The sequence below is a fragment of the Flavobacterium tistrianum genome (assembly GCF_003254545.1).
Lineage (GTDB): Bacteria > Bacteroidota > Bacteroidia > Flavobacteriales > Flavobacteriaceae > Flavobacterium > Flavobacterium tistrianum.
The window spans coordinates 1-373 of sequence record NZ_QJRH01000027.1 but is presented as its reverse complement, the minus strand read 5'-3'; the positions used below and the strand labels follow the sequence as shown (position 1 = coordinate 373).

1 protein-coding gene is annotated in these 373 nt (G+C 51.5%); it reads left to right on the top strand.

The window, feature by feature from the left end; translation table 11 throughout:
* Positions 1–373 (top strand): DUF11 domain-containing protein (locus tag DMB71_RS00130; protein WP_162614729.1); only part of this gene is annotated, 373 nt, incomplete at both ends.

Genomic DNA, 373 nt, shown 5'->3' with positions numbered 1-373 from the left:
CGCAACGCCATCGGCAGGAACCTATAGCGGAACTCTTTGGACAATAGGAAGCCTTGCCAACGGAGCAAGCGCAACCTTAAACATTGTTGCAGCAGTAAATGCTTCCGGATCGTATGCCAATACGGCAACGGTATCTGCAAACGAGCAGGATCCTACCACAGCAAACAATACCAGCACAATCACTCCAATACCGGTTCCCGTTTCAGACCTGTCAGTAGTCAAAACAGCCGATAATACAGCGCCAGCCGTTGGAGCAAACGTCATTTTTACGATAGCAGCCACCAACAGCGGACCAAGCGATGCCACAGGAGTGAATGTTGCCGAAACACTGCCGTCAGGCTACACTTTTGTCAGCGCAACGCCATCAGTGGGA